This is a genomic window from Kitasatospora sp. MY 5-36, from assembly GCF_001182915.1.
Lineage (GTDB): Bacteria > Actinomycetota > Actinomycetes > Streptomycetales > Streptomycetaceae > Kitasatospora.
Map to the genome: position 1 here is coordinate 1 of NZ_LFVW01000649.1, position 6,402 is coordinate 6,402.

A 6,402-nucleotide genomic window follows, 5' to 3' on the forward strand; every position below is an offset into this window, starting at 1 on the left:
GGCTCCTGCGGCGGCACCCGCCGCCCGATCCGCGCGGCGGGCAGGCCCGGGGCGGCCGGCACCGGGTCGGGCAGACCGAGTGCCAGCGCCAGGAAGCCGTCCACCGCGGTCAGATGGCCGAGCACCTCGGCCGGGCGCAGCCACTCGGTGCCGCCGTGCCAGGGCAGTTCGGCCACCTCCTGCCACTCCTCCGGGCCGAGGTCGCGCAGCAGCGCGTCGAGCTTGGCGGTCTCCGCCGTGTACGGCATCCCCCAGGCGGGGACGGGCAGTTCGGCCGGGCGACGGGCCAGGCACCAGTCGAGCACCTGCTGGCGCAGCGAGCCGGGCTGGTCCAGCGGCTCGTCCAGGGAGAGCCAGCCGGCCGCCTCGCGCAGCCGGGCCGCCTCCTCGGCGCACTCCCGGCAGTCGCGCAGGTGCTGCTCCAACTCGGCCGCCTCGCGGGCCGGGCAGGCGCCGAGGGCCCACGCGCCGAGCAGCGAGCGCAGGGCGTCGTGCTGCTCCTCAGTGCTGCTCACGTCTCCCCGTCCCCGTGCCCGTCCCCGTGCCCGATTCCGTCCCCGGCTCCGTCCTGGCGGGCGCGCTCCTCGGCCAGTTCGGTGGCCAGCAGCTCCAGACCGAGCCGCATCCGCTGCTTGGCGACCTGTTCGCTGATGCCGAGCAGCCGGGCCGTCTCGTGGTAGGTGCGACCGTCGTAGTAGGTCACCGCGATGGTCTCACGCAGGGGTTGGGGCAGGGAGTCGACCACGTACTGCATCCGCGCGGCGGTGGCCACGGCGCGGATCTCGGCCTCCGCGCCCGGTCCGCGGTCGGCGGCCCGCCGCGCCCGCAGTCGTTCGACCGCGCGGTGGTGGGTCAGCGCGCCGAGCCAGGAGCGCAGCGAGCCCCGGGCGGGGTCGAAGTCCTCGGGGTGCTCCCAGACGTGGGCGAAGACCTCCCGGGTGAGCTGGGTGGCGGCGGCCTGGTCGGCCAGTATCCGCCCGGCCAGGCCGTGCACCATCGGCGCGAGCTGGTCGTAGAGTTCGCCGAGCGCCGTCTCCTCGCCGCGGGCGAGGCGGCGCTGCAACTGCTCGTCCCAGCGCGGGGTCCGCTCCGGGGTGGCCATCGGGAACCACCCTCCTGACGGGTTCGCTGGCGTACCCAACGGTATCCCGCGGCCGGGCGGCGCCGGGGGCGATTCCGGCAAGAACGGAACCGTTCCCCACGGATCGCCGTCCTCCTGGACGTGCTCCCCGGTCCGGGCCGCCGACCCCGGGGCCGGACCGTCGTCCTCCGGGACCGGGCCGCCGTCCTCCGGGACCGGACCGTCGGATGGTGCGACGGTCGGTCGATGTGACGGCAGGGTCGGCGGGGGCGTCCGTCGGCGCCGCCGTACGAGCACCGTCGGACACGCGCCGCACGGGTGGTTCGCGAGTGGTGGGCGGGGCGCCCGGGGCGCGCGGCGGTAGGTTCCCGACCGCGGGACCGGCAGGTCGGCCCGGGTCGGACGATCACCGGTACGAGGCTCGCGAGCGTGAGCGGGACAGTATGCACCGCGCTGTCGCCCGATCGCCGGAATATGCCCGAAGCGCTTGCTGCGTTCCGTCCCCCCGCCCATCCTGAGGCGTATTCGTGTCGCGGCCGGTGCCCGACCGACGAGACGGCGCGGACGAACGGGCGCGGGCGAACGGATCGCGCGGGCGCCCGGGCACGGCTCGGGCGGCACCGGGCGACGGGCTCGGGCCCGCCGGCCGGTCCGGCCCGACCGGGACTCAGCCGAACTGCGAGTGCGGGTGGTGGAGCGGTGCAGGTTCTTCAGGTACAGCTGGCGGTGCAGGCTGACCCCGCCGAGGTCGGTCGGGCCCGCCGGTGGGTGCGCTCGCGGCTGCTGAACCACGGGGTGGACCCGGACGCGCCGATGGCCGAGACGGTGGTGCTGGTGGTCTCGGAACTGGTGACCAACGCCGTGGTGCACACCGGCTGTCCGGCCGTGCTGCGGCTCTGTCTGCCGGTGGCCGACGGCCCGCAGGAGGGCGGCCCGGCCGCCCCGCTGCGGGTGGAGGTCGCCGACGCGAGCCAGGCCCCCCCGGCCCCGCGGCACGCGGGCGCGGACGAGGACGCGACCAACGGGCGCGGCCTGGAGCTGGTCGAGCTGCTCTGCGAGCGCTGGGGCTGGTACCCGGACGGCTCGGGCAAGCGGGTCTGGTGCGAGATCGGCAGTGACGCCCGGCCGACCGAGCCGCTGGCCGACGTGGACTGGGCGGCTTTGGCGCAATAGCGGCTTTCGCGGCGGCCGTCCGCGGGTGCCGATCACCGGTGCTGATCACCGGCCGAAAGGTGACGCAACCATTCCGAATTTCGGACTACCCATTGACGTGACGTATCCGACTGATCACTCTTGGGTGCGGCGCTCCGTTGCGAGGGGACGCCGAGGGGACGTTCGTCCACCGTCGCGGTGCTGCTGTCCAGGGGATTCGTGCCAGCAGGGGGGATCGCGGACGGTCGGCCACGGGCCGCTCCTTGGCGAGTGCGGAGGGTGTGGCGCGGACTCAGGGCTCGCGCGCCGCGGTTGGATGGCGGCCTGCCGTGTCGCGCTCGCAGTGCGCTCGGCCTGCCGCCATCCAATGCGTCGCCCCCGTGCGACGGGATCCGGCCACCGGGCGGCCCGTTCCCAGACTTCGCTCAGGAAGCCCGCCGGACAGGACTTTCGGCGACGGCGGGGCTCTGATGGTCGGTGCCGCTCTCGTGGCCGGTGCCGCTCTCGGGGAGGGCGCTGCTTTCGGGAAGGGCGCTGCTTTCGGGGAGGGCGCGGAAGGTGCGCCGGTAGGCGCTCGGCGCGACGTCGAGCCGGCCGCGCAGCTGGAGCCGCAGCGAGGCGGCGGTGCCGAAGCCGGACTCCCGGGCGACCTGGTCGATCGTCAGGTCGGTCCGCTCCAGCAACTGGCGGGCCCGCTCGGTGCGCTGGGTGGTGATCCACTGGCCGGGGCTGGCCCCGGTCTCCTCCCGGAAGCGCCGGGTGAAGGTCCGTACGCTCATCCCCGCCCGGTCGGCGAGCTGCCGCAGCACCAGCGGCCGGTCCAGGTGCTCCAGCGCCCAGGCGCGCACCGCGGCGGTGCCGCTGCCGCCGGGGTCCACCGGGCTCGGGGCCTCCACGTACTGCTTCTGGCCGCCCTCGCGCCACGGCGGCACCAGGCAGCTGCGGGCCACCGCGTTGGCCACCGCGCTGCCGTGGTCGCGGCGCACCACGTGCAGGCAGAGGTCCACCCCGGCGGCCACCCCGCCGGAGGTGAGGACGTCGCCGTCGTCGGTGTAGAGCACGTCGGGGTCCAGCCGCACCCGGGGGAACAGCTGGGCGAAGCGCTCGGTGTAGCGCCAGTGGGTGGTGGCCGGGCGGCCGTCCAGCAGGCCGGCGGCGGCGAGCACGAAGGAGCCGGTGCAGATCGACATCAGCCGGGTGCCGGGCCGGATCCGGGCCAGCGCGGCGGCCAGTGCCGGGGTGAAGCAGGCGTCGGCGACGGCCGGGCTGGAGTCGGCGGAGGCCGGGATCACCACGGTGTCGGCCCGCTCCAGCAGTTCGGGCCCGTGGTCGACCACGATCCGGAAGTCGGCGCTGGTGGCGACCGGCCGCCCGTCCAGGGTGCAGGTGGCCACCTCGTACAGCGGCCGCCCGGCCGGGTCCTTGGCGCCGCCGAAGATGCGGGCGGGGATGCCGAGTTCGAAGGCGATCACGCCCTCCAGGGCGAGTACCGCGACCAGGTGTGCCATGCCGTCCCCTCGGATGTCGGTGGGTCCGGGCCAGCCTACGTCGGACCTTGGCCTGATTCTTGCGAAAGCTGTCATTCAGGCCACTCGTCCGGCGCCGGGCGGCCCGGAACACTCGTTCGCGTGACCGAACGCCGTGTCCTCGCCCCCGCCTCCCGCTCCGGACCGCCCGCCCCGGCCAAGCGCCCCCGGGTGCACTACGCCTGGGTGGTGGCCGCCGTCTCCCTGCTCGTCCTGCTCGGCTCGGCCGGCTTCCGCTCCACGCCGAGCCTGATGATGGACGCCCTGCACAACGAGTTCGGCTGGTCGCTCGGGACGATCTCCAGCGCCACCTCCGTCAACCTGACGCTCTACGGCCTCACCGCCCCGTTCGCCGCCGCCCTGATGGACCGTTTCGGGGTGCGCCTGGTGGTGGTCTGCGCGCTGCTGACCATCTCGGTCGGCGCCGGGCTGACCATGCTGATGCGCGAGCCCTGGCAACTGGTGCTCTGCTGGGGCGTGCTGGTCGGCCTCGGCAGCGGCTCGATGGCCGGCGCCTTCGCCACCACCATCACCGGCCGCTGGTTCCAGGCCAGGCAGGGCCTGGTCACCGGGGTGCTGACCGCCGCCGGGGCCGCCGGGAACCTGGTCTTCCTGCCGGTCGGCGCCTGGCTGGTCGAGCAGCACGGCTGGCGCTCGGCCGTGGTCGTGGTCTCGCTCGCCGCCAGCGCCGTCGCCGTCCCGGTCCTGCTGCTGATGCGCGAGCGGCCCGCCGACGTCGGCCTGCTCCCGTACGGCGCGACCGAGGCCCCGGCCGCGCCGGTGACCGAGGGCCGCGCCCTGACCCGCTCGCTGAAGGTGCTCCGGGACGCCGCCCGCACCCGGGCGTTCTGGCTGCTGGCCGGCTCCTTCGCGATCTGCGGCGCCACCACCGCCGGCCTGGTCGGCACCCACTTCATCCCGGCCGCGCACGACCACGGCATGCCGGTCACCACCGCCGCGAGCCTGCTCGCCCTGATCGGCGTCTTCGACGTGGTCGGCACCGTGGCCAGCGGCTGGTTCACCGACCGGGTCGACTCCCGGCTGCTGCTCACCGTCTACTACGGGCTGCGCGGTCTGTCCCTGCTCCTGCTGCCGCAGCTGATGGCCGGCACGCTCCAGCCGCCGATCCTCACCTTCGTGATCTTCTACGGGCTGGACTGGGTGGCCACCGTGCCGCCGACCGTCGCGCTGTGCCGCCGGCACTTCGGCGAGGACGCCCCGATCGTCTTCGGCTGGGTGCTCGCCGCCCACCAGATCGGCGCGGCCGTCGTCGCCGGACTGGCCGGCCTGGCCCGCGACGCGCTCGGCAACTACGACCTCACCTGGTACGGGGCCGGCGGGCTGTGCGCGGTCGCGGTCGGGCTCTGCCTGGCGCTGCGCACCGGGCGGACCGACCGGGCGGTGCCGGCGCTGCCGTGACGGCCGGTGCTCCCGGCGTGCTCCGGTGACGGCCGGTGCCCCCGGGCGGGGTTGTCGTACCGGAGGTCTAGGCTCCGGTCCATGGCCGCCCTGACCTTCACCCTGGACCCGAAGCCCGACCCGGACCTGCGGACGGACATCGTCCGGCTGTGGGTCGACGTCACCAACGCGGGCGGGGCGGTCGGCTTCGTGGGGCCGGTCACCGAGGAGGAGGTCTGGGACACCGCCGACCACCAGTTCGCCGGGATCGCGCCGGACGGTCCGGACCGGCTGCTGGTCGCCCACGAGAGCGGGACGGGCCGGCTGGTCGGCGCGCTGTTCTTCGAGTCGATGCGCTTCGACCTCATGGAGCACTGGCGGATGCTCAAACGGGTCATGGTGCACCCCGACTTCCAGGGCCTCGGCCACGGCGCCCGGCTGCTCGCCGAGGCCGAGCGGGTGGCCCGGGAGTGGGGCCTGGAGTCGCTGCGGCTCACCGCGCGCGGCGGCCAGGGGCTGGAGCGGTTCTACGCCCGCAGCGGCTACCGGGAGGTCGGCCGGGTGCCGGCCGCGATCCGGGTCGCCCCCGGGGACGACCGGGACGACATCACCATGTGGCTCGACCTGCGCTGACACCGGCCCCGGTCGGGCCGTCCGGGCCGGACCGGGTGCCCCGTGCCCCGTTCCGGCTGTCAGGCATGCTTGACTGGAGGACCGGCCCCAGCGCAACGAAGAAGGATGTGTCGAGTGACCAGCAACGGCCCGGAGAAGTCGCACGCCACGCTCCGCTACACCTCCATGCGGGTCAGCATCTTCCTCGGCTGCCTGCTGGTGGCCCTGCTGCTCGGGCACTTCCAGGTCATCCCGGTCAGCGGTGAGGCCGGCATGATCTTCCTCTTCCTGCTGGCCGCGGTCGCCTCCGCGCCGCTCAGCTACGCGCTGCTGGGCAGGCAGCGCGACGCGATGTCCGAGCAGATCAGCGGCAAGGTCTCCGGGATGCGCAGCCGTACCGCCGAGCGGATCGCCGCGCAGAACGCCGAGGAGGACGCCGCCGACGACGCCGCCCGCGCGGCCACCGCCGGCCAGAGCTGACCCCGGCCCCGCCCGCGAGCGCAGCCGCCGTGCCCGCCACCCGAGACTCCGTGCCGTCCGAGCCGCCTTCCGCTGAGCCGCCGTCCGTCGAGCCGTCCGAGCCGTCTTCCGCTGAGCGGCCGTCCGCCGGGCAGCCGTCCGTCGAGGCGGCGC

At 75.0% G+C, this 6,402-nt stretch carries 7 protein-coding genes; 4 read left to right on the forward strand and 3 right to left on the reverse strand.

Going from position 1 to position 6,402, the window contains the following annotated elements:
- Positions 1-515: zf-HC2 domain-containing protein (locus AE652_RS32690; protein ID WP_049658189.1), on the reverse strand; the 515-nt coding region annotated here is incomplete at its 3' end.
- Complete coding sequence (locus AE652_RS32695; protein ID WP_063780343.1) at positions 512-1,102, reverse strand: RNA polymerase sigma factor; 591 nt, start codon at positions 1,100-1,102, stop codon at positions 512-514. The genes AE652_RS32695 and AE652_RS32690, both read right to left, overlap by 4 nt.
- A 678-nt stretch (positions 1,103-1,780) precedes the next feature.
- Here AE652_RS32695 and AE652_RS32700 point away from each other — a divergent pair.
- Positions 1,781-2,254 carry an anti-sigma regulatory factor gene (locus AE652_RS32700; protein ID WP_049658191.1) on the forward strand — a complete coding sequence of 158 codons (474 nt, stop codon included), beginning with the start codon at positions 1,781-1,783 and terminating at the stop codon, positions 2,252-2,254.
- 404 nt (positions 2,255-2,658) lie between these two features.
- Here the strand turns inward: AE652_RS32700 and AE652_RS32705 are convergent, their stop codons facing one another.
- Complete coding sequence (locus AE652_RS32705) at positions 2,659-3,741, reverse strand: GlxA family transcriptional regulator (protein ID WP_063780344.1); 1,083 nt, start codon at positions 3,739-3,741, stop codon at positions 2,659-2,661.
- A gap of 120 nt (positions 3,742-3,861) precedes the next feature.
- On the opposite strand from AE652_RS32705, the gene AE652_RS32710 reads away from it, so the two are divergent.
- The 3 genes from AE652_RS32710 to AE652_RS32720 all read left to right on the forward strand — a co-directional run bounded on the left by AE652_RS32710 (position 3,862) and on the right by AE652_RS32720 (position 6,249).
- Positions 3,862-5,178 carry an MFS transporter gene (locus AE652_RS32710; protein WP_049658192.1) on the forward strand — a complete coding sequence of 439 codons (1,317 nt, stop codon included), beginning with the start codon at positions 3,862-3,864 and terminating at the stop codon, positions 5,176-5,178.
- A gap of 81 nt (positions 5,179-5,259) precedes the next feature.
- Complete coding sequence (locus AE652_RS32715) at positions 5,260-5,790, forward strand: GNAT family N-acetyltransferase (RefSeq protein WP_049658194.1); 531 nt, start codon at positions 5,260-5,262, stop codon at positions 5,788-5,790.
- Between the two features lie 114 nt (positions 5,791-5,904).
- Positions 5,905-6,249, forward strand: coding sequence for a DUF4229 domain-containing protein (locus AE652_RS32720; RefSeq protein ID WP_369808350.1), 345 nt, complete (start codon positions 5,905-5,907; stop codon positions 6,247-6,249).
- The last annotated feature ends 153 nt before the right edge of the window (positions 6,250-6,402 follow it).

Bases quoted from the DNA above. Each gene is read 5' to 3' on its own strand.
- AE652_RS32695 (WP_063780343.1), bottom strand. From the start codon at position 1,102: ATGGCCACCCCGGAGCGGACCCCGCGCTGGGACGAGCAGTTGCAGCGC.
- AE652_RS32705 (WP_063780344.1), bottom strand. From the start codon at position 3,741: ATGGCACACCTGGTCGCGGTACTCGCCCTGGAGGGCGTGATCGCCTTC.
- AE652_RS32715 (WP_049658194.1), top strand. From the start codon at position 5,260: ATGGCCGCCCTGACCTTCACCCTGGACCCGAAGCCCGACCCGGACCTG.